Annotated in this window: 18 protein-coding genes; 6 read left to right on the top strand and 12 right to left on the bottom strand. The window is 35.9% G+C overall.

Annotated elements, in window-relative coordinates:
- Window positions 1–77 precede the first annotated feature (77 nt).
- Window positions 78–2,420: a TonB-dependent receptor domain-containing protein gene (locus tag MP478_RS20020; RefSeq protein ID WP_257201458.1), complete on the top strand. Its 2,343-nt coding sequence runs from the start codon at window positions 78–80 to the stop codon at window positions 2,418–2,420.
- Window positions 2,421–2,556: 136 nt separating this feature from the next.
- Here the strand turns inward: MP478_RS20020 and MP478_RS20015 are convergent, their stop codons facing one another.
- The gene (locus MP478_RS20015) at window positions 2,557–3,012 is read right to left on the bottom strand and encodes a hypothetical protein (protein WP_257201457.1); all 456 of its coding nucleotides are present in this window, start codon (window positions 3,010–3,012) and stop codon (window positions 2,557–2,559) included.
- 147 nt (window positions 3,013–3,159) lie between these two features.
- Between MP478_RS20015 and MP478_RS20010 the strand changes: the two genes are divergently transcribed.
- Both MP478_RS20010 and MP478_RS20005 read left to right on the top strand, forming a co-directional pair.
- The gene (locus MP478_RS20010; RefSeq protein WP_257201456.1) at window positions 3,160–4,266 is read left to right on the top strand and encodes an Mrp/NBP35 family ATP-binding protein; all 1,107 of its coding nucleotides are present in this window, start codon (window positions 3,160–3,162) and stop codon (window positions 4,264–4,266) included.
- Between the two features lie 48 nt (window positions 4,267–4,314).
- A complete protein-coding gene (locus MP478_RS20005; protein WP_002977212.1) occupies window positions 4,315–4,563 on the top strand; it encodes a NifU family protein in 249 nt (82 codons plus the stop codon).
- An 86-nt stretch (window positions 4,564–4,649) separates the two neighbouring features.
- Here MP478_RS20005 and MP478_RS20000 read toward each other — a convergent pair whose 3' ends face one another.
- The 6 genes from MP478_RS20000 to ppk1 form a co-directional block, all read right to left on the bottom strand.
- Window positions 4,650–5,402 (bottom strand): barstar family protein, encoded by a 753-nt coding sequence (locus MP478_RS20000; protein WP_257201455.1) that lies wholly within the window; start codon window positions 5,400–5,402, stop codon window positions 4,650–4,652.
- 47 nt (window positions 5,403–5,449) lie between these two features.
- Window positions 5,450–8,488, bottom strand: a complete 3,039-nt coding sequence (locus MP478_RS19995) for a choice-of-anchor I family protein (RefSeq protein WP_257201454.1) — start codon at window positions 8,486–8,488, stop codon at window positions 5,450–5,452.
- Between the two features lie 132 nt (window positions 8,489–8,620).
- Entirely contained in the window at window positions 8,621–8,773 is a 153-nt protein-coding gene (locus MP478_RS19990; RefSeq protein ID WP_209804973.1) for a hypothetical protein, read from the bottom strand.
- Entirely contained in the window at window positions 8,770–9,423 is a 654-nt protein-coding gene (locus MP478_RS19985) for an NAD-dependent epimerase/dehydratase family protein (protein ID WP_257201452.1), read from the bottom strand. Before MP478_RS19985 ends, MP478_RS19990 begins: the two co-directional genes overlap by 4 nt.
- A 391-nt stretch (window positions 9,424–9,814) precedes the next feature.
- On the bottom strand, window positions 9,815–10,699 hold the full coding sequence (locus tag MP478_RS19980; RefSeq protein ID WP_230037255.1) for an exopolyphosphatase: 885 nt from the start codon (window positions 10,697–10,699) through the stop codon (window positions 9,815–9,817).
- Window positions 10,696–12,768, bottom strand: a complete 2,073-nt coding sequence (gene ppk1, locus MP478_RS19975) for a polyphosphate kinase 1 (RefSeq protein WP_257201451.1) — start codon at window positions 12,766–12,768, stop codon at window positions 10,696–10,698. Before ppk1 ends, MP478_RS19980 begins: the two co-directional genes overlap by 4 nt.
- 614 nt (window positions 12,769–13,382) lie before the next feature.
- Between ppk1 and dnaK the strand changes: the two genes are divergently transcribed.
- On the top strand, window positions 13,383–15,284 hold the full coding sequence (dnaK, locus tag MP478_RS19970; RefSeq protein WP_209804968.1) for a molecular chaperone DnaK: 1,902 nt from the start codon (window positions 13,383–13,385) through the stop codon (window positions 15,282–15,284).
- A gap of 114 nt (window positions 15,285–15,398) precedes the next feature.
- Here the strand turns inward: dnaK and MP478_RS19965 are convergent, their stop codons facing one another.
- The 4 genes from MP478_RS19965 to MP478_RS19950 form a co-directional block, all read right to left on the bottom strand.
- Window positions 15,399–16,439, bottom strand: a complete 1,041-nt coding sequence (locus MP478_RS19965; protein WP_257201450.1) for a hypothetical protein — start codon at window positions 16,437–16,439, stop codon at window positions 15,399–15,401.
- A gap of 494 nt (window positions 16,440–16,933) precedes the next feature.
- Window positions 16,934–17,287, bottom strand: a complete 354-nt coding sequence (locus MP478_RS19960; RefSeq protein ID WP_257191755.1) for a cupin domain-containing protein — start codon at window positions 17,285–17,287, stop codon at window positions 16,934–16,936.
- A gap of 25 nt (window positions 17,288–17,312) precedes the next feature.
- Complete coding sequence (locus tag MP478_RS19955) at window positions 17,313–17,726, bottom strand: DoxX protein (protein ID WP_257201449.1); 414 nt, start codon at window positions 17,724–17,726, stop codon at window positions 17,313–17,315.
- 88 nt (window positions 17,727–17,814) lie between these two features.
- Complete coding sequence (locus tag MP478_RS19950; RefSeq protein ID WP_257201448.1) at window positions 17,815–18,603, bottom strand: AraC family transcriptional regulator; 789 nt, start codon at window positions 18,601–18,603, stop codon at window positions 17,815–17,817.
- A gap of 518 nt (window positions 18,604–19,121) precedes the next feature.
- On the opposite strand from MP478_RS19950, the gene MP478_RS19945 reads away from it, so the two are divergent.
- Both MP478_RS19945 and MP478_RS19940 read left to right on the top strand, forming a co-directional pair.
- Window positions 19,122–20,231 carry a DUF1624 domain-containing protein gene (locus MP478_RS19945; protein WP_257201447.1) on the top strand — a complete coding sequence of 370 codons (1,110 nt, stop codon included), beginning with the start codon at window positions 19,122–19,124 and terminating at the stop codon, window positions 20,229–20,231.
- A 135-nt stretch (window positions 20,232–20,366) separates the two neighbouring features.
- Window positions 20,367–20,885, top strand: a complete 519-nt coding sequence (locus MP478_RS19940; protein ID WP_230037240.1) for a thioredoxin family protein — start codon at window positions 20,367–20,369, stop codon at window positions 20,883–20,885.
- Window positions 20,886–21,396: 511 nt separating this feature from the next.
- Here the strand turns inward: MP478_RS19940 and MP478_RS19935 are convergent.
- A complete protein-coding gene (locus MP478_RS19935; RefSeq protein WP_230037238.1) occupies window positions 21,397–21,792 on the bottom strand; it encodes a hypothetical protein in 396 nt (131 codons plus the stop codon).
- Window positions 21,793–21,886 lie beyond the last annotated feature (94 nt).

The following is a 21,886-nucleotide window of genomic DNA, read 5'->3' as shown; positions in this document are numbered from 1 at the left end:
CGAATATATTGAAAAACGGTAAAACAGATGTAATAAAAGAAGGGTATAGCTTGTCCTATAAAAAACGATAATAATTCATGAAGAAAATATTTCTGTCAGGAATACTCCTGCTTCCGGCAATTGCTTTTTCACAAAGTATAACCGGGAAGATCACACAAACCGGAAATGACGTTTCCTATGTTGAAGTGGTAGCTGCCAAAAGTGAGAAGAAACAGACTGTCATTTCGGATGAAAAAGGAAATTATTCACTGAAGCTTTTGGAGAAAGGAAATTACCACATACAGCTTATACAAGAGGGTGTGGAAGTATTCAATAAGGATATTACGGTAAATGGAGACCTGAAACAGGATTTTTTTATTGAAAAAAAGAAAGAAAAACAGATTGAAGGGATTAGTCTTACCGCCAGAAAAAAACTGATTGAGAGAAAGGCTGACCGACTGGTTTTCAATGTTGCCAATTCCGTTGCCTCACAGGGAATGGATGGGGCAGATGCCCTTGCAACCACACCATTGGTTAAAATAGATGATAATACAGGAGTTTCCATTGTTGGAAAAAGTGGAGTGTCGGTAATGGTGAACGACAGGATACTGAATTTTTCACCTACTGAGCTTGTGACCTATCTTAAGAGCCTTCGTTCTGAAAATATCGAAAAAATAGAAGTTATTACGTCGCCGCCTGCAAAATATGAAGCACAGGGAAACAGCGGACTGATCAATATTGTGTTAAAGAAGAATCAGAATCTGGGATGGAGTGGGAGCCTTACAACAAGTCTTCAGCAGCAAACTTATACGGGAACTTCCAATAGTGTAACGGTCAATTACCAGAACGAGAAGTTACGTTCTTCATTGAAATTAAGACAGAATAAATATGACAAACATTCATACGAAAACTACTGGATAGAAGGAGCAGATGGTCTTAAAAGTAATGATAACAGAAAAGATTTTGGTGACGGGCTGGGCGCTAACTTAAGTGTTGATTATCAGTTGAGCAATAAGTCTAATGTAGGCTTTATCTATGATTATGGATTCGGCCACTCCAATATGAATATCACCAATACATCGAACTATTTTCAGAATGACAACTATACCAATACACTGCTTACCTATGCAGAACACAGAGCAACAGGGAAGCAGCATACAGCAAGTGCCTATTATGATCTGAAGTTCGGAAAACAGGATCATAAACTAAGTATTACAGGAAATTATTTTTCCAATGTTCCTGAAACGACCATTGATTTTACAACAACGGAGAACCTGGGAGACCGTTTTGTGGTAAAATCTCCTTCAACGGTAAATTATAAAATCTATTCCGGGCAGGCTGATCTTACCTTACCCTATCAGTTTGCAAAAACCGAAACAGGAGTGAAGTTCACTAATTTTGATAATAATTCCAATATATCCTATCAGAATCTCATCAATGGAAAGTATGTGACAGATCCACTAAAAAGCAATCAGTTTGAATATAATGAGAAAAACTATGCAGCCTATATCAGCTTTGAAAAAGCATTCAATGAAAAATGGTCTGCAAAAGCAGGTCTCCGCTATGAATATTCTGTTGTTAACGGAAATTCTTTAACTTCAGGACAGCAGACCGGGAATGCTTATGGGAAATTCTTCCCAACAGCTTATGTTACCTATAAAAGTAATGAAAACCATACCTTCAATCTTAATTATTCCAAAAGGATCAACAGGCCTGGATTCCGGGCGATCAATCCGTACCGCTGGTACATCAATATCAATTCTTACTTTACCGGAAATCCTTTTCTGAAGCCTTCTATCAATCATAATTTTGAATTTTCCTATGTCTACAAGGGAAAACTCTCAGCATCTGCTTATTTCCAAAGAACTCTGGAAGCGTTTGGTCAGCTGGCCAACCTGAAAAATGAAAACAGGATCAGTACTTTTGAAAACTACTACAATCAGAACAGTATGGGAATTTCCCTAAACTATTCAGATACTTTTTTCAAAATGTGGGAAGCGAATTATTCAGCCAATTATTCTTATATGAATACGGATGTTTTTGCAACCGATGCCGTTTCCAGAAAAGGAAACAGCTATGATTTCGATGCTCAGAATACTCTATCACTTAATAAGAACAAAACCATTCAGCTGATTCTCAATTATTGGTTCCGGTTACCTTCAAATTCAGGAAATGTATATATGGATTTTGCCGGAGTTTTTACGTCAGGGCTTAAGTTGAGCCTTATGGAAAGGAACCTTCAGATAAATGTAATGGTTTCCGATATTTTTAAGCAGGGAAAAAGTGTTGGCAAAATTTATTATACAACAGGAACCCATTCTTATAATAATTATTACGATGCCAGAAGACTGACAGTATCGGCTACCTATACTTTTGGAAATAAAAAGGTAAAAGGAGCCAGCCGTAATGTGAATTTTGATGAAAAGAACAGAGCGAATTAGGAAAGGAAGTTAGAAAAAGGTCATTATTATTGGACTTTTAAATTGCTGAAAAACTATAAGTTATTAGGATACTCCTTTACATTCAAATCTATAAGGTTTAGCATAAGTAGCTTTCAAAAAATTCCGTAGTAAATTTTTAGACTTCTCCCTCAAAGAAATCCTGAAGATATAGCTCCTGATCATTCTCTTTTCTTTCTGTTCCCAGGTATTTTTTCCATGCCCGGGATTCATAATATACAATTCCCATTTCCCAGACACAGTAAGTGGGGAGATGGGTTTTATTTCTGTTCCAGATTTCAAATGTTCCTGAGCCGTCATGGTATACACTTTCCCATAATTCATTTTCACTTCGCCATGTGCAGACCAAAAGAAGGTAGTTTTCACCACACCGGTGCATGATGACAAAGCCAAGGTCATCTATGTCCTGAAAATTTTCTTCGGCATTTTCTATCGCGAGCTGGGCATTCCGGATGTCTTGAGAAGAAATTTCTGAAAGGTTTCCGGCAAGGTCATACCATTTGAACCTGGTCTTTCCAACGTTGAAAATTCCTTTGGGAGAAGCATATTTGGATGGGTAAGCAGTATTTCTCATACATTATTTTGTGTGAAGGATAAAAAGTCTGAATAAAAAAAAGGACAAACAAATTTTTAATCATCTGATTTATCACCTGATATTATAGATTTTATTGATTCTAAATTACCGAAAAAATCCGTAAATTTGTAAACAATTTATATTTATATGTTGACGAAAGAAACGGTTCAAAATTTCCTTAAAGAAATAGAAGTAGACGATTTAGTGAATAATTTTCAGATTATGGGTGAAGATGTTTATATTGACATGACCGCTCATTCGCCTGCAATGCATGAAAAGAAAAAACTGGAGGCCGCAATGAAGCAGGCTTTTGCCAGTGAGTTTGGAGAAAATGTTCATTTAAAACTTAAAATCGTTTCTCCGGAGCCTAGTGAAATTCAGCAAAGTCAGATCAAAGGAAAACAAATTCCCGGGATTCAAAATATTATCGCTATTGCTTCCGGAAAAGGAGGAGTAGGGAAATCTACTGTTGCTGCAAATATGGCAGTAACATTGGCTAAAATGGGCTTTAAGGTAGGATTGCTGGACGCTGATATTTATGGGCCATCAGTACCTACCATGTTCGATACAGAAGGAGCAAAACCAATTTCTGTAGATGTAGGTGGTAAAAGCATGATGAAACCTATTGAAAATTATGGTGTGAAGATGCTTTCTATAGGATATTTCTCAGGAGCTAATCAGGCTGTTGTATGGAGAGGTCCTATGGCTTCAAAAGCATTGAACCAGATGATCAGAGATGCTGCATGGGGAGAATTGGATTTCTTATTAATAGATCTTCCTCCGGGAACTGGTGATATTCACTTATCAATTATCCAGGAAGTTCCTGTTACAGGAGCGGTGATTGTAAGTACACCTCAGCATGTTGCACTGGCAGATGTAAGAAAAGGTATTGCGATGTTCCAGATGGAAAGTATTAATATTCCTGTTCTTGGATTAATAGAAAATATGGCGTATTTTACACCGGATGAACTTCCTGAGAATAAATACTATATCTTTGGAAACCAAGGAGCACAGTATCTTGCTGAAGATCTTGGAATTCCTGTATTGGGAGAAATTCCTTTGATCCAGAGTATCAGAGAAGCCGGAGATGTAGGAAGACCTGCAGCGCTTCAGGAAGGCTCTAAAATTGCAGAAATCTATACAGAAACGGCAAGAAAAATGGTTGAAAGCTTAGTAGAAAGAAATAAGAATATTCCTCCTACTGAAGCGGTAAAGATTACCACAATGGCAGGATGCTCACCCAAAGCAAAATAATAATAACTTTCAATTACATTTGAAAAAACCGAATTGAACTGAAAAAATATGGAAACAAATATAACGCACGAAGATACAGTAACACGAGTAATGGAAGCTCTGGAAAGCATCAGGCCGTTTTTGAATAAGGACGGAGGTGATATTGAGCTTATTGATGTGAAAGATAACCAGGTTTTTGTGAAACTTTTAGGTAACTGTTCCGGATGTTCATTGAATTTTTCAACCCTTAAATTAGGCGTTGAAAATACCATTAAACAGCATGCCCCGGAAATTGAAAAAGTAATCAACGTAGAGTAAAAACTACATCGGAGATATTTTTAAGATAGATCTTTTTTTAAGGTCTGTCTTTTTTATTGGTTGATATAAAGCAGGTTTCTTATCAACTATTTTAAAGAAACTTTTACATTAAATTCTTCGAAAATGTTAAGTATAGTTTTAAATTTAGTTTTGAACAATTTTTTACTTTTCTGATGATTATTCCATGTTAATTCTGTAATGGACTTCACTCCAAAACCTCCTTGCAGGCAATCACTCAATGCTCCAAAATTACGGCCAAAATACCCTGCAGTTCCATTAATCTCTTCTCCTAATTTACAGAAGAAACTGTCTATATTATGAAATTCGTTTCCATCGATCTGAATATTGATATTTTCTTGGGCAGAGTCAAATTTTCCAGAACGTAACGTATATACAAGCCATCCTTGTAGCTCGTTTTTTTCAAAATTTTTCCAACTATTTTTTTCTTTGATTTCATCATTGAATTTCATATTCCATGCTTTTTGGTAGCCTTTAGGATGGCACCATACAAATCCACTAAGAATGATATTGTTTTTTCTGGATTTAATGATTTTTATATTACTTATAAAAGTTCCGGATAAGATGTTCTTTTGTTGATCGATCAAATAAATGAAACCATTATTTTCATAAGTCTTGGATGAATTTTTTATAGCAGATTTGAGGCTGGAAATATCATTGACACTAATAAGTCTGATCTTTTTATAAATAATTGGAGAAGGTCCTTCAATGTTTTTTACATCACTTATTAAAGTAATAATTTCAGGTTCATTATCTGTATCTAATGCAAATCCGAACATAGTATTGATGATTTTGATTGTCAAATGTAAGTATAAATTCAAAAGCTCCAGGTATTTCCGGAGCTTTTGAATTCAATAATAAATGTAAATTACTTTACAATAATTCTCTTAAGATGTCCTTCAGAAGTTTTCACAAGGTAAGCTCCTGTAGAAAGACCGGAAGTGCTGATGGTTAAGGCATTCTTTTCTTTTCCGATCAGCTTTCCTGACATATCATACAGCTCATAATCCTGTTTTCTGTTAAAGTAAAGAATATTTCCTTTGTTTACAGGATTGGGGAATACATTGAATGTTGCTGTTTCAGATTTTATTTCGCCGGTTCCCAGGGTTGGTGATAGGCCTACTTCATAGATAGATAAGGTACCACTGATCTCATTGGCAACAATAACATAGCCTTTATGGATTGTCATATTTTCAGGGGCGATATAGATAATACCTTCAGGTCCGTTATCTCCACCATAGGCAGAAGTAGAACGGGAATGCTTATAATCTGTAAAAGTAGGGTTATCAGGATCTGTAATATTGTAAACCATTACTCCTCCTGTTCTTTCCAGCGTAATGAAAGCGAAGGTTTGTCCGTTGATTGTTCCTAAGGCTACCCCTTCCGGTTCCGGACCTTTTGCACGGCTTCTGTTTTTAACGGCATTGGATTCATTATCAACATTGAAAAGCAATGGATAATGGGCGGCAATATATCTTTCAAACTGATCTCCACTGTCATAAGCTCTTTGTTTTGTATCTGTATTGAAAATAGAGAATGAACGTGCCCCTAATGCTGAGATTTCTTCAAAATCTGTATCTCCATCTGTATTTCCAGTAGCCGATGAAACCCTAAATCTACCCAAATTATGAGTGGCTTTTAATAGAGCGGCCTGAGGAAAAATAGCAGGATCTAAAGTATAATTATTAGCACCTACAGTAGTTCTTTCGCTGTATCCTGAAAGATCTTTTTCATCCCCTTCGTTGGCTGTTACAATATAATGGGTATTTCCTACTTTATAGTTCTGTACAGCATCAGGAGTGTAATAAGCTTTTACGGGCCAGTTGGCAATTAATACTTCTCCATTATTATCGGAGGCATCAAAGCCATTACCCGGGAGGCTCATATCTTTTTTGCCCAATCCCCAAATCCCTGTAATAGATTGGGTGGTAAGGTCAATTTCTGCAATGGCATTGTTTTCCTGAAGCGTTACCCAGGCTTTTTGACTGTCTGCACTTACTGTGACATATTCAGGCTCTAAATCCTGAGAAAGGGTATTGTTGGTTCTTACTTTTCTTAATCCGGTTGCTGCTAAGGCTGAAACCTGAGCATCAAAACTGTTGAAATTAAGAGTAGCCACTTGAGTTTGCGTAAGGTTACCAATTCCTCCTGAAATATCAATGATGCTTATGGTGCCCTCAGGATCTATGGTGTAAGCATCATTTGGCTCTCCTTCATTAGCCGTAATCACCTTTGTTCCGTCGGGAGTGAAGGTAATCATATCCGGTAAAGCTCCTACAGTAACTTGCTTCAGGAAATTTCCGTTATTATCAAAAAACACTACGGAACCGTTCTGTTGCGGATTGGTATTTGGAGATGCTGCAGCTATGATTCCGTTTTTCACGGCGATACTTGTAATTCCGCCATAGGGAGCCATATTGACTGTTTTGATAACCGAGGGAGTGGAAGGATTACTGAAATCAATAATATCAAACACATCTGTAATAGAGCTGATTGTAAATAAACGCTGTGTGGAAGGATCGTGAACTACAATTTCTGTGGAACTGTTATTATTTCCTGAAGGATCAAAACTTCCGATATAATTCAGCTGTATCTGATTAGACGGAGCCGGGGCCGGTTTATCATTGTCTATAATATAAACTGTTGCAGAATGATCTCCCGAAATGGTTGCTCCGGTTGGATTTTCGAGGCTTACAACAAAATATTCTGCCTGCTGTTCTTCCGTTGCATCATCAATAATAGGAATATTGACAGTATAACTTGTTGTGGAAGGTGTAATAGTGATGGTCTGGTTGGCTAAACTAAAATCATTGCTGTCAGCTGTGCTGAATGGGGCAGGCTTAACAACTAAATTAACTGTCGCCGTTGAGGGGTTGGCTACGTTAATTTTGAACGCCAGGTTTCCTGTATTTTCATTGACTTTTATGAAATTCTTATCCAATGAAATTGTAGTTCCGGCAGCTGTAAAGGTGCTGGAAGTCGCTGATGTAACTCCATTATCACTGAAATCTTCAATGGTATTAGGTGTAAGCGCTGCATAATAAGTCTGCCCCGGCACTAAGCCGGAAGTTGGGATGATGGTGATGATATTGTTGCTGAAAGCTGTACTAAAGGGAACTTGTGTACCAGTAGAGTTTCCCAGACGAAGCTCTACCAGGTTTTGTGCATTAGAATCGTTAATCGCGGAATTATCTGCCAATCTTACATTTTCATTAAAAGAAATAGTAGGGTGAACAGTTGTAGAAGCATTATTTGTGTTGTTTGTAGGGAAATACGTGACTGTGGGAGGAGTAGTGTCAACGCCTCCTGTTGAAGTTGCATCTACAGTAAAATTATCAAAACGGTTGTTTCCGCCTGTTCCTCCTCCTGTTGCAGAGAATTCAACTTTTAATTTAAAATTCGGGTTATTGGAAACACCTGCTACCGCTGAGAAATCAAAACTAATGAGCTGTGGATTGGCATCCTGAGGATTTACAGTCTGATAGGGAGTAAAGGTAGTTCCATCTGTAGAATAAGACCATGCCTGTGTTCCTGCTCCCTGGCCTGATCTTCTTGTCGTGAATTTTATATTCACATTGTCATACCCTGTTGTAGGAAGGTTAAATTGTAATGCACCCCCAATAGGATTATTAAATCTTAAATGAGTTCCGGAGAGATCCCCATTTCTGGCATTCAGATTACCAATATCGAAGTTTTGTCCTGTACCATTTGCAAAATCTATGACACTGCTGCCACCCGCCAAAGCATTCAGTGAGCCGTTAGCCAGTGTGGAAGAAGGTGTAGTGATGGAAGCTGCAGAAGCATTGTTATTAAAATTCCAGTAATGAATAAGGGTCTGTCCGAAAAGCCCGCTTTGAAAGAAGAATGCGGCAATGACAGATCCTTTTAATAGGTAGTTGTTGATCATTTTTTACTTTTATTAGATAAATGCAAAAATGAACTTTATGTTTGTCAACTATCTTAAGGGAATTTTAAGAAATGTTTAAAAAATAGGTTTGTAAAATATTGAATATATGATAGAGGTTAATAAATCATGGAATTATTTATTGACAGACTGACCGGAAAAATTGAGAATACTTCCGGATTTACTTCCTTCCAGAGGGTGTTGCTGCATATAGAAAAATCCTGACACTGCAGTCAGGAGTAAGAGTACAAAAATAACCAGAACAATTCTTTTTAACATGTCTCTCATATCGCTAAATTTTTAATATCTCTAATCTCTAAAGTGGAAGTTGGGTATCCTTTTTGTACAGCATTGATCATTGCTCTTCCCACTTCGTGTAAAGATAATGATTTTGACGGTAAAAAAATAGGAAAAAACCAAATAAAAGGTTTGAAAAACCATTTTACATTCAATTGGCCTTCAACAGGTTTCATAAAACCGGGACGAAAGTTGTAGGCATCTTTAAAATTCATCTTTTTTAAAGCATTTTCTGTTTTCCCTTTCACTCTTGCCCACATCATTTTTCCACTTTCCGTATTATCAGTCTGAGCTCCTGAAACATAATTAAAGACCATTTCCGGATTTTGATTCAGGACAGCTTTTGCTATATGCAGGGTGGTATCGTAGGTAATTTTAGTATAATCTTCCTCGCTCATTCCAACGCTGCTGATACCGGCACAGAAAAAACAGGCGTCATAGCCTTTCAGTTTTTCATCATTGATATCTATTGACAAAAAGTCAGAAACAAGATATTCCTTTAGTTTTGAATGCTGCTTTCCGGAAGGTTTTCTGCTTATGCTCAATATTTCAGAAACGTTCGGGTTTTCCAGGCATTCCATTAAAACACCTTCACCTACCATGCCTGTAGCTCCTGTAAGAATTATTTTGATCGGGGTCATTGTATTGCTATTGATAGTTGTATGACGAATGAGAGATAGGATTTACTTTAAAGTTAGGGATTTTTTATTTAAAGAATAAAGAATAAAGAATAAAGAATAAAGAGTAAAGAGTAAAGAGTAAAGAGTAAAGAGTAAATATTTTGCTGTTAAAATTCAATAGGAGCGGACTTTAGTCCGCTTTCATCTGGAAACATATCTCCTCTGGCTTCAGCCAAAACTTAATTTTAGATAATAAAATAAACATTTCCCAGCCCTGATTGCAGCGGCATCCTTTTTCCGGAATGGCTGTAAAGCGGCTGCAGAAAAAGATACAGCGGAAAGCAGGAAATAGCTTCTGAAAAAAGAAAAACCGGACCAATAGAGCCCGGTTTTCAAATATTATGCTGTGAAATTATTTTTTATGCTGTAACTGGCTGTATATATTCTGGATCAATCCATCGGCCACAGAAATCTTAGGAACGAAAATCCTATTGATATCTGACCAGGACATTATATTATTGAAAATACGCAGGGCAGGAACTAAAACATCTGCTCTGTCTTCTCTCAGGCTGTAGTTTGTCATCCTTTCATCTACTGAAAGTTCATTAAATTCCTTATATACCTTTTTAAGATGAGATAAAGACATTGGTTTGCCTTCTTTTGTTTTGCTCATGGAGAAAATCTTGTTGATATTTCCTCCTGAACCTATAGCCACAATCGGCTTTTTACTGATAATATTTTTTTTGATCTCCTCTTTCATCTCTTTCCAGTTGTCTGCGGTGACCAGATTATTGAGCAGGCGGATTGTCCCGATATTGAAGGATCTTTCATAGAGCATTTTACCGTTTTCGTAGAAGGTAAGTTCTGTAGAACCTCCGCCTACATCAATGTATAGATAGGCAAAATCTTTATCAAGCCCTTCAGCTACATGGTTCTCATAAATCAGAGTGGCTTCTTCATCTCCGGAAATAATTTCTATATTGATTCCTGATGTTTCCTGAACCTGTCTGATGATTTCATTACCGTTTGCTGCATCACGCATGGCACTTGTAGCACAGGCCCTGTAATGGTCTACTTTATAGATATTCATAAGGTCGCTAAAGATCTTCATGGCATCAATGACCATTTTCTCTCTTTCGCTGCCTATTTTTCCAATAGTGAAAACATCCATCCCCAATCTCAGAGGGATTCTCAAAAGGTTGAGCTTAATGAATTCAGGTTTTCTATTATTTATTTTTACTTCATTAATAAGAAGTCGGGCTGCATTACTTCCTATGTCTATCGCTGCGATCTTCATTTTTTATTGGTTTTAGCTTTTAAATATTTATAGGTTTCTATTTGAGAACGGCATTCTTTCTTGTCATTTCTTACATATTCATTGCTCAGTTTCTTATCTAAAATCCTTGCCTTTACATTGTCACTAAGCTGAATATTCAGTATGTCTTTTAATTCTTTTTTAAGGTTTTTGTCTGTAATTCTGGCTGCAGCCTCAATTCTGTAATCAAGATTTCTGGTCATCCAGTCTGCAGAGGAAATGTACATATCTTCACTCCCTTTATTATAGAAATACATTACTCTGGCATGTTCCAGATATTCATCAACGATACTTATCGCTTTTATTTTTTCTTTAAAATCTTTTTGGTTAACGGCGCAATAGATTCCTCTTACGATGAGCCTTGTAACCACTCCTGCCTTTGCGGCATCATACAGTTTTTCGATCAAGGATCTGTCGCTGAGAGAATTGGCCTTAACAATAATTTCGGCTCTTCTTCCTGCTTTAGCTTCTTCAATTTCTTTATCAATATGATGAACAATCTTTTCACGCATAAATTGTGGGCAAACCAATAAATTTTTGCAGGTTTTCAGTACCGGGAGATAATCATCTTTTGGTTTTTTCAATACACTGAATACTTTATTAATGTCTGCCATAATGCCACGGTCAGCGGTCAGCAATAAATGGTCTCCGTAGATTTTTGCTGTTTTTTCATTGAAATTTCCAGTGCTGACAAATCCATATTGGATGGTTTTATTGTGGGCTCTTTTTTTGATGACACAAAGCTTGGCATGAACCTTTTTGTTCGGAAGCCCCACCAATACTGTAATTCCTTCAGGTTCCAGCATATCCTTCCATTTCAGATTGGATTCTTCATCAAATCTTGCCTGAAGCTCCAGCATGACCGTTACTTCTTTGCCATTTCTTGCAGCATAGATCAGGGCATTAATGATTTTGGAGCTGCTTGCCATGCGGTAGGCAGTGATCTGTATAGATTTTACGTCCGGGTCCATTGCGGCTTCACGCAGAAGATCGATCACCGGATTGTATTTATGATAAGGGAAGCTGAGAAGGACATCGTCTTTTAAAATAACATCTGTCACTCGTTCTCCATGTTCAAAAGCCTGATGGGTAAAAGAAGTTCTTTCTACCGGTCTTTCATAGGTTTCAAAAACATCAGGAAAGTCCATGAAATGCTTGAAGTTATGGATTTTTCCTCCCGGAATAATACTGTCTTTTTTAGTAAGGTTAAGCTTTCTGATCAGGAGCTCCAGCAGGGCCTTATCCATATCTTTATCAAAAACAAAACGGGTGGGTTTTCCTTTTCTTCTGTTTTTGAGACCTTTTTCTATTTTTTCTGCAAAGTTGGTACGGATGTCATTATCCAGGTCCAGTTCAGCATCTTTTGTAACTTTAAAGGCATTGGCTGCAAATTCATCATAGCCAAAATAAGAGAAAATGTGAGGTAGATTGAACGTGATGACATCTTCCAGCAGCATTACATTTTTCTCTTCAGGATCTTCGGTAGGAAGGAGTACAAATCTTCCAACAAAGCGGGAAGGTATTTCAATAATGGCATAATTGCTGGAATACTGCCAGTCTTTTTTTCTCATGGCAACACCCAGATAAAGGCTTTTGTCCCTCAAATAAGGCATGGGAGTGTTTTCATGAAGCAAAATAGGAATTACATTAGATTCTACCACTTCATCAAAATAGTTTCTGACAAATTCTTTTTGCTTTGCGGTCAGATTTTTAGAATTTTTAATGAAAACTTTATGATCAGCCATCTCTGCCTGAATTTTTTTCCAGGTTTTATCAAAATTCAACTGATGCCTCATTACAATATCATTAATGTGCTGAAGAATTTTGGAAGGGGGCTGATAGAAAGATTCAGCGATCACTTTTTCCTTAAAATCCATGGCACGCTTTAATCCGGCAACACGTACTCTGAAGAATTCATCCAGGTTGTTGGAAAAAATTCCGAGGAAACGTATTCTTAAATGAAGAGGAACTTTCTCATCCATAGCTTCCTGTAAAACTCTTTCATTGAAGGCAAGCCATGTAATATCTCGCGGATTAAAGTGTAATGACATTCTTAAATGTATATAATTTATCAAAAATAATAATTTGTAAAGTTTCTGGCTCTATTTATAAGGTTAAACTTTGATTAATTTTTAAAGAAGAGTGAATTATTGCTTTTTGGTTGATAATAATTATCTGTAGATGATCGTGAATCAATATATTTTTATTTTATAATAATTAAATTTCATGAAAAAAACAATTGTACTGAGCTTATTGCATGGGACAACAAAATATAACCCAATCATATGCAGCAGTTTGATGCTGTAATAAAGCTGAAAGCACAGTATGTTTTTGAGCATTATCCGGCTTCTGTAAGATATTATTCTGGAAAGATAATATATAAAAACATCAGGTCTATGTTTTTCAATACTTTGAGTTTGAAGGATGCTTGTAGCATATAACTTCAATGAGAATATAATAGGCTATATTTTAAATTTTCCTTCACAGATCCGGGGAGATTGGCTGCTGTTTAGCTGAAAAAATTTCCATATTAATCTATAGAAAACCTCGATATACCGGGGTTTTTATTTTTATTGTGTCATTTTGTCATAATTCTTTGAATGGTACAGATATTGAGAAATTGAGAGTATAAATTAAACTTAAAAATTAGAAAAAATAAAATATTATGAGTAAAATAATTGGAATTGACTTAGGTACAACCAACTCTTGTGTTGCTGTTATGGAAGGTAAAGACCCTGTTGTTATCCCAAATGCTGAAGGTAAAAGAACAACACCTTCTATTGTAGCATTTACAGAAGATGGTGAAAGAAAAGTAGGTGATCCTGCAAAAAGACAGGCTGTAACGAATCCAAAGAAAACTGTATACTCTATCAAAAGATTTATCGGAACTCATTTTAAAGAAGATGCTAAAGAAATTTCAAGAGTACCCTATGAAGTAGTAAGCGGACCAAACGATACGGTAAAAGTAAAAATTGACGATAGAGAATATACTCCACAGGAAATTTCTGCAATGACGCTTCAGAAAATGAAGAAAACTGCTGAAGATTACCTTGGACAAGAAGTAACAAGAGCGGTAATTACTGTTCCTGCCTACTTCAATGACGCGCAAAGACAGGCTACTAAAGAGGCTGGTGAAATTGCAGGTCTTAAAGTAGAAAGAATTATCAATGAGCCTACAGCTGCAGCGTTAGCTTATGGTCTTGATAAAAACCATAAAGATCAGAAAATCGCAGTATATGATCTTGGTGGTGGTACTTTCGATATCTCTATCCTTGATTTGGGAGATGGTGTATTTGAAGTATTGTCTACAAACGGAGATACTCACTTAGGAGGTGATGACTTTGATGATGTGATCATCAACTGGATGGCTGATGAGTTCAAAGCTGAGGAAGGTGTAGATTTAAAAACTGATGCTATTGCTCTTCAAAGATTGAAAGAAGCTGCTGAAAAAGCAAAAGTTGAGTTATCTTCTTCTGCTCAGACTGAAATCAACTTACCATACATCACGGCTACAGCTACAGGTCCTAAACACTTAGTGAAGTCTTTAACTAAAGCTAAATTTGAGCAGTTATCTGCTGATTTAGTAAGAAGATCTATGGAGCCGGTTGCTAAAGCATTAAAAGATGCAGGTTTATCAACTTCTGATATTGACGAAGTAATCTTGGTAGGAGGTTCTACAAGAATCCCTATTATCCAGGAAGAAGTAGAAAAATTCTTCGGTAAAAAACCATCTAAAGGTGTTAACCCGGATGAGGTTGTTGCTATTGGTGCAGCTATCCAGGGAGGTGTATTGACGGGAGACGTAAAAGACGTATTACTTCTTGACGTTACACCACTTTCTTTAGGTATTGAAACTATGGGTTCTGTATTCACTAAATTAATTGAAGCGAATACTACAATTCCAACTAAAAAGTCTGAGGTGTTCTCTACAGCTTCTGACAATCAGCCAGCGGTAAGCATCAGAGTAGGACAGGGAGAAAGATCTATGTTCAACGACAACAAAGAAATCGGTAGATTTGATCTTACAGATATTCCACCAGCACCAAGAGGAGTTCCTCAAATTGAAGTAACTTTCGATATTGATGCCAACGGTATCTTAAGTGTATCTGCTAAAGATAAAGGAACAGGTAAAGAGCAGACTATCAAAATTCAGGCTTCTTCAGGTCTTTCTGATGAAGAAATTGAAAGAATGAAAAAAGAAGCTCAGGAGAACTCTGCAGCAGATGCTAAGAAAAAAGAGGAAGTTGAAATCTTCAACAAAGCAGACGGATTGATCTTCCAGACTGAAAAGCAATTGAAAGAATTCGGTGAAAAGCTTTCTGCTGATAAAAAAGCAGCTATCGAAGCAGCTCACACAGAATTGAAAACAGCTTTTGAAGCTAAAAATGTAGATGATGTAAAAGCTAAAACTGAAGCTTTAGATGCAGCATGGATGGCAGCTTCTGAAGAATTGTATGCAGCAGGTCAACAGCCGGGTGCTGATGCAGGAGCAGGAGCTCAAAATCCTGGAGGTAACAATGCAGGAGGTGAAGATGTACAGGATGCAGACTTCGAAGAAGTAAAATAATTTCTTAAATATATAATAAACCCCCAGTTTTTACTTGGGGGTTTTTAGTTTCAGAATGTCTCTATTCCGGAAGAGTGATCAACTAATAGAGATCACCAATTCTTTATTCGGAATTTATAATTTTACAGCAGGTGATTCTAATATTTTAACAGTTGAATTGGCGATAGTTTTTATGATTCCTTTCTCATCCATAGGAATAGAACTATCTCTTAGTAAACCTTTGGTGATATCACTGTTATTTATTTCATACCTATAGCCCGGTGTACATAAAACATAAGTACCATTTACAGTTATTGGAACTGTGTAATTCACTTCCGAGCTTTGCATCTTTGTAAATACTTTAATGCTTTTTTTACTATTAGCAGGTATCTTTGTTTTATAGGAGCTGGTTAAGGTTTTTTCGTTTGTAGTATCTTCTCCCCAAGACTTCTCTCCACCCACTATCCATTCTACAGTAACTTGCCCTTCAAGAACTAATGGAACACCTGCTTTATAAGTTACAGAGGTTTTCAGGCTACCTGAATATTTTGTATTCCAAGTGTATTTATAACCTGTTTTATAAGAATAGGTTACCGTAATTTCACTGTCTTCATTACTGCTATTCATTACTTCTGTTGAAAAAACTTCATCAGGTAATTCCAACTGATTAGGATTAGCTACAAGTTCCGGTTTTCCTAACTTTACATAAGTGTCTGCTTTCCACCAGTTTTTTTCTTCTTTAATATTCTTACGATTCAAAGCAAAATCACGGGTAAAAAGTACGGCATCAGGATTAGGATTTTCACCTCCGGGGGTTAAAGATTTCAGCTGTTTTATGATTTCTTGTATCTCAGCCCTGCCATTGTTAGTATCGCTCAAATCCCACCCCATTTGTGATAAGAATTTTTCTGTAAAAGGAATTTTGATGTCCGATTGTTCCATAGATTTTGCGGATGTGGAAATTTTAAGACTTTTTTTGAGGTCAGGCATCAAATCAATTTCTTTTACCAATGTCCAACCTCTAGCTAGCAATTCCTTTTCTGTTTTATTTCCAGCATTTTTAGAGCTAATAGGTTTTTCATTTTCTAACATACCAGTACTGTCAGTTCGCGAACAGGAAACAATAGATAATACTGTGACCCCTATATATAGAGATCTTAAATAATTTTTTTTCATAGTATTTTAGCTATGAGGTAGCAACCCTTTTAAATTGTGTTTATAGTATAAAAGAGGAAAATAAAAGAAATTAACTTGTTATAATAAAGCTTATTTTAGAATCATACTTACCTTACAAAATAAAATCAGTATGGATTTTTATAATACCTGCATTTTATACTTACAAATGTAGTATATAATTCTCATTCATTTGAAAAATAAATTAAGTTAAATTGTTTGTTTACAGTATGTTGTGTTTTATTATAATTTTGTTTTAAAATAAACATGCTTAGTTGTTATTATAAGTAGAACTTATTTATATCCTAGCTTTTTCGGTATTATTTTTTATTTCAAATTGGAGATAGGCTTCGAAGAAGTAAAATAATAAAGATTACCATTTAATTATATCAAATCTGAAGTAGAAGGTTTTTTTGTACTTCGGATTTTTTTGTTGTTAGCGAGTTAATTGTAGCAATTGTCATATGAAACTCCTTCCACTAGAGAAGATAGCTCAATTAAAGTATTTCCACTTCTTCAGGAACGATAAAGAGAATAGTACAGCCATTTTCAGAGGTAACGGAATGCTTAAAAGTGGGCGGTGTATACAGATAATCCCCTTTTTCCAATGGGGTACCTGCAATATGGGCACTCCCTTCTAAGATGTAAAGTTCTTCCCCTGCAGGATGATTGTGGTAAGGGTAGCTTGCTCCGGGTTCAAATTTTAATACAATAGTTGTAGAGCGGTTTTTCTCCGAATCAAATTTCAGAGATTTCACAAAAATGCCCTCGTAGTGAATGCCTTTTTCAATGAGAGGCTGCCATTCTTTCTGTTCTGTTTTTACGATATAATCGTGAATGTTTGTGTTCATTATAATATATTTTAAATTGTTATTACTATAAAAGTTGTTCCAAGGTCCATTTGTAATGGGAGAAAGTACTCAGCAGGAAGGCTCCGGCGCTGAATACAAAAGCCGAATAATCCAGAGGTTCTTTAACCCCAAAAGAAATACTCATGGCAACAGCAAATAATAGGGTGAGTATGGATGCACAAAGGGAAACTTTGTTTATACGGTATCCTACAAGAAGTAAGATCCCGATAGATAGCTCGGCAACTGTTGATAATACTGCAATTGCTGGTACCAGATACTGAGGCAAAAAAGAATTGGTTTCCGCGGTATAGTGTACAAAGTTTTTCCAGCCGGAAGATTGAGAACCCCAAAGATTCAATCTGCTTGCTGTGGCCGATAAAAATCCTGCTGATAATGCTATTCTTAATAGAAAAACGGCTATGTCCTGTTGAATTTTCATACTTATTTGAGGTCTTAATTATAAGTACAAAGTTCAGGGAAAGAGACCTCCTAAAGAATAGACAATTCCAGGAAAAGCATATAATATTTTAGTTTTTTACTGCCTTCTGATAATCTTTTGGAGAGTGGGAAGTATGCTTCTTAAAGAAATTAGAAAAATAAAAAGGATCATTAAACCCAAGCTGGTAAGCAATTTCTTTTACGCTCAGCTTTTCATAAAGTAATAATCTTTTCGCTTCGGAAACGATAAGGCTATAGATGACATTTTGTGCTGTTTTATGGGTATGGAGTTTTGAAACTTCATTCAGTTTAGCTTCGGTAGTTCCCAATATATCTGCAAAACGGGCTACCGGATAATTGTCAGCAAAATGACTCCGTACGCTTTCGAGAAATTTTAAAAACAGAGCGTCGGGTTTCCAGATTTCATCTCCGTTTGCCATTTTACTGCGGTTGATTTCCACCAATAATAATTCAATTAAAGAATGGGTGGAGATCAGATATTGGTAGGGTTTTTCTTCAATTTCTTTTTCAATCCGGCTGAGTGTTTCTGTAAAAAATGATGGATGCTGAATACTAATCATTTCATTCATTCCGAAATGGCAAAAAAGACCGTTGTGGAAAATAAGTTCAATATCACGGTCACTTTTACTGAAAAAATCCAGGGTAAATTCCAGGGCAGTCAGTTCTCCTTCTACCATGATTAGCTGATGGAACTGTCCGGAGGTAATGGTGATGGTTTGACCGGCTTTCAGGATAAAGGTGTTTTCATCAATCAGAATTTCTGCATTTCTGCTTTCACACCAGAAGAGTGTATATTTTATAACCCGTCTTGGCTCCGGATGGCCTGCCTGATGTGAATATTTTTTTATTTCAATCATAATATGAATGTGGGTATATAGATAAATTCTGATTTTCAGCCTTTGGTTTAGCTGAGTCCAAATTACAAAATCGCTAATATAAAAATAATAGGTATAAATTATTTTTTAAACTTTTTTATGAAGAAGATAAGAACCTTTATGAAATTGATAGGTAATCTTGAAAACAATTAAAGCTTTCATTAAAGCTATAAAATACTCACTGATAATTTTGTTAAAGTATTTAATTGCCTAGTATTCAGCATGTTGTTGATTTTGATGAAAATAATATTAATAAAATCAATTATTTACTTTTAATTTATATATTTGTTTTTATTTAGAATAAATAAAAAATATTGTTATAAAAAATAAAAATACAGACAATCCATGTAAAATAAGGAATTCATGACCAAGTGGATGGGGTTGTTATCAAAAAATAAACGAACGAAAGTTTTACATCACAACAAAAATGGCTGCGGGTAACCTCAAAAGTGTAATTCCCCATGCGATGTGCAGCGTTCGCTTTAAAAACTAAAAAAATTATGGAACAGCAAAGTAAAAGAATCCTGGCACTGGATTTAATAAAAGGAATGAGTGTTATAGGAATGGTCATTATACATACCTTACTCATATTTGCGAATGTAAAATCGCAATCAGAGTCGGTTATTGGAAGTTTTATTGTGTTTTTGGGAAGAGGAACTTCCATTTTTCTGATCTGTATGGGAGTAACGTTTATGACATCAACCCATCAAAGTCTTAAAAGTTCAATACAACGGGGTGGCCTGCTTTTATTAGCCGCTCTTTTCATGAATTTCATGAAATTTATGATTCCTGTGCTGTTTGGTTTTGCTCCGGATAATTTTATCCAGAAGTACGGATGGCATGCTCCAATAGAACAGCAATATGTATATCTGGTGCTGTTGGGAGATATTTTACAATTGGCAGGAATGTCTTTAGTCTTTGTTGGTTTTATTCGGAAATATGTACACAACAAATACATTATTCTGGCTATAGGATTACTGGTAGCACTGGTTTCCAGAGAAGTGAGCGGAATCAATATGGATTATCCTGTTATTAATTATGTCTTAGACCTTCTTTTTAATAATGACTATCCCGCCTATGTCTATTTTCCGGTTTTCCCATGGATGTCTTTTATTATTATCGGGATGTTTTTTGGTAAATGGTTTCTGGAGCTTAATTATAACAGCAAACAACTGTTTAAAAATATGTTATATGTAGGACTGCTGTTTATAGCCATTGGTGCTCCTTTGGTTTTCTTTTATGGTGAATACCATTATAATGGTTTTTATCACATGGGACCGGGAGGTGTTATTTATTTTGCAGGATGGACATTAGTTTTTCTATGGCTTATTTTTAGGATCACCCTAAAGATGAAAGAAAATAATGCGGTCAGAATTTTAAAATACTGCAGTAAAAACCTGACCTCAATGTATATGATACAGTGGATATTAATTTCCTGGGGTAAAGGTATCTTCGGATATAGACAACATGGAATTGGGTACGTACTTGTACTGATCCTGTTTTATATTGTTCTTACCTTTGCAGTTCAGATCTCATTGGATATACTAAGAAAGAAGAAAACATTAGTTCTCTTTAGAAGAGCTTCGATGGATGAAACGGCTTTGAAATAATACTGAAGATTTAATGGGGTTTCAGAAAAAAGGGATATCTCACTGGATATTAACTTTTACAAGAAATACATTAACCGGATCACTATATTCCTTGTAAAATACCTACATTCGTATAGATAAAAAACAAAAATAGTAATGAGATATTCTAAAATTATTGTGGTGGCAGCCTTAGTGTTGTTTCAGTTAGGAATGGCACAGGAGAAGGCAGGTACAGTATTAAACAAAGCGCTTACAGAAGCTAAAGTAAGCCATAAAAATGTGTTGCTGGTATTTCATGCTTCATGGTGCAAATGGTGTAAAGTGATGGAGGCAAACATGAATCTTCCGGAAACCAAACCTATTTTTGAAAAGAAGTTTGTTACCGCATATGTTGATGTTCAGGAAAGAGGAGATAAGAAGTCGTTGGAAAATCCCGGCGGACAGGAGCTGATGAACAAATACAAGGGGGAGAATGCCGGACTCCCTTTCTGGCTGATTCTAAATCCAAAAGGGGAAGTACTTGCCGATTCTTTTGATGATAAGAAACAAAATCTGGGATCACCCTCTACACCTGAGGAAGTTGCTGTTTTTGCTGCGAAGCTGAAGAAAAGTTCAAAACTGAGTAAAGAAGAACTTCAGGTCATCGAAAATGTTTTTACTAAAAAAGATAAATAGAAAGAAATCCCGGGTCAGGCGCCCGGGACTTTTTATATGGCTTATTCAGCGACAAAGTCGTTTTTTTGGATCAGGTGTAAAAGTTGTGGGGTGATATAAGTTTACCTCAATACAGCTTCTCTTTGACGCAAAGTTCTATTTTTATTACGCTTGTTTTTAAGTGAGCCAAGAATGAATCGATTAAAAATCGATTTTGATGAAGCTAATGCTTATTCAGCGACAAAGTCGTCTTTCTTTACTTTCTTACAATAGAACATCCGATTATTATTCCTTTGCATAAATAAAAGGATATTTCCATCCTGTTTTCAAGTTAAAATATAAAAATCACATATTTTTTTCAGCATAGATTTCTGAATGTCATCCAAACAAGAAGTTTTAGACTTAATCCAATTTGCTTAGTCCATAACTTTTGAGACTGGGTCTTTTTTTACTGTCTTACCCTAATACCTATAAAAATATAACTCCCCGAACAACAAAAATTGCCCGGGGAGTCTTTTCAAATTAAACTATTTTATTTACCAAAGTAGATCTTATCCTGCTTTTGCTGTTCAGTATAGATGATCTGGAAACTTACAGGCATATAACGGTAGAGAAGCTTCCAATGCTGGATTTTAGCATGCTTTTTAAAGCTCTCAAAAGACCTGATAAAGATATTTTCGATCATTGTTCTTACATAGGAATTTCCATTTCTGTAAATCCCGTCCATGAGTTTGATGTGATGGGCGATAATGTTGATCTTCGATTCCTGCAAAAGACCTTTCAGGTAATTAACGGTAGCCTGCATGATCCCAGCAAAATTATCCTGAACAGATAACTGTGTGATTTCCCTGCGAAGGGGCGGATAGAAAAATTTTAAGTATTCAACAGCTATTTTTTGATTAATAGTTTGCATTTGTACTTTCATCATAATTTAGAATTTTTCAAACACTTTGTATTGTAGCGAAATGTATACCAAAATTTATAAACATGCTGCAAAAATAAAAACACTTACAAGCACCGCA

This window comes from Chryseobacterium sp. WG14 (genome assembly GCF_024586945.1).
Classification (GTDB): Bacteria; Bacteroidota; Bacteroidia; order Flavobacteriales; family Weeksellaceae; genus Chryseobacterium.
The sequence above is the reverse complement of the archived record's forward strand: the minus strand, read 5'-3'. Positions and strand labels throughout refer to the sequence as shown.

Coding starts and splice junctions, on each gene's coding strand:
- MP478_RS20005 (WP_002977212.1), top strand. CDS start 4,315: ATGGAAACAAATATAACGCACGAAGATACAGTAACACGAGTAATGGAA.
- dnaK (WP_209804968.1), top strand. CDS start 13,383: ATGAGTAAAATAATTGGAATTGACTTAGGTACAACCAACTCTTGTGTT.
- MP478_RS19980 (WP_230037255.1), bottom strand. CDS start 10,699: ATGAAGATCGCAGCGATAGACATAGGAAGTAATGCAGCCCGACTTCTT.
- MP478_RS19950 (WP_257201448.1), bottom strand. CDS start 18,603: ATGATTGAAATAAAAAAATATTCACATCAGGCAGGCCATCCGGAGCCA.
- MP478_RS19990 (WP_209804973.1), bottom strand. CDS start 8,773: ATGAGAGACATGTTAAAAAGAATTGTTCTGGTTATTTTTGTACTCTTA.
- ppk1 (WP_257201451.1), bottom strand. CDS start 12,768: ATGTCATTACACTTTAATCCGCGAGATATTACATGGCTTGCCTTCAAT.
- MP478_RS19940 (WP_230037240.1), top strand. CDS start 20,367: ATGAGATATTCTAAAATTATTGTGGTGGCAGCCTTAGTGTTGTTTCAG.
- MP478_RS19965 (WP_257201450.1), bottom strand. CDS start 16,439: ATGAAAAAAAATTATTTAAGATCTCTATATATAGGGGTCACAGTATTA.
- MP478_RS20020 (WP_257201458.1), top strand. CDS start 78: ATGAAGAAAATATTTCTGTCAGGAATACTCCTGCTTCCGGCAATTGCT.
- MP478_RS19935 (WP_230037238.1), bottom strand. CDS start 21,792: ATGATGAAAGTACAAATGCAAACTATTAATCAAAAAATAGCTGTTGAA.
- MP478_RS19995 (WP_257201454.1), bottom strand. CDS start 8,488: ATGATCAACAACTACCTATTAAAAGGATCTGTCATTGCCGCATTCTTC.
- MP478_RS20010 (WP_257201456.1), top strand. CDS start 3,160: ATGTTGACGAAAGAAACGGTTCAAAATTTCCTTAAAGAAATAGAAGTA.
- MP478_RS19945 (WP_257201447.1), top strand. CDS start 19,122: ATGGAACAGCAAAGTAAAAGAATCCTGGCACTGGATTTAATAAAAGGA.
- MP478_RS19985 (WP_257201452.1), bottom strand. CDS start 9,423: ATGACCCCGATCAAAATAATTCTTACAGGAGCTACAGGCATGGTAGGT.
- MP478_RS19955 (WP_257201449.1), bottom strand. CDS start 17,726: ATGAAAATTCAACAGGACATAGCCGTTTTTCTATTAAGAATAGCATTA.
- MP478_RS19960 (WP_257191755.1), bottom strand. CDS start 17,287: ATGAACACAAACATTCACGATTATATCGTAAAAACAGAACAGAAAGAA.
- MP478_RS20015 (WP_257201457.1), bottom strand. CDS start 3,012: ATGAGAAATACTGCTTACCCATCCAAATATGCTTCTCCCAAAGGAATT.